This is a genomic window from Pseudomonas sp. 14A (assembly GCF_018132745.1).
GTDB classification, from domain to species: Bacteria; Pseudomonadota; Gammaproteobacteria; order Pseudomonadales; family Pseudomonadaceae; genus Aquipseudomonas; species Aquipseudomonas mercuritolerans.
The window spans coordinates 1-279 of sequence record NZ_JAGRQJ010000035.1; the positions used below are offsets into that span (position 1 = coordinate 1).

Below are 279 nucleotides of genomic sequence, written 5' to 3' on the forward strand. Positions count from 1 at the left end.
GACTGCAGAAGGACACGGAGGGTCTGGTGTGAGCCCGGCCGAGAGCGACGACGAGTTCACAGGCATCCACTGCCGTCTCGACGAACTGCTCGTCGACCGCGGCATGACCCTCACCGAGCTGAGCGCCGCTGTGGGGGTCAGCATCGTGAACCTCTCCGTGTTGAAGAACGACCGCGCCCGTGCCATCCGCTATTCCACGCTGCGCGCGATCTGCGAGGCCCTGGACTGCGAGGTCGGCGAGCTGCTCGTGCTCGCCCCGCGCTGACACCGAGGCAGATG

General features: G+C 67.0%; 1 protein-coding gene. It reads left to right on the forward strand.

Annotated features, from left to right (window positions below; genetic code table 11):
• The coding region (locus PS14A_RS26520; protein ID WP_349251730.1) for a helix-turn-helix transcriptional regulator at window positions 1-265 on the forward strand (265 nt) is incomplete at its 5' end.
• Between the last annotated feature and the right edge of the window lie 14 nt (window positions 266-279).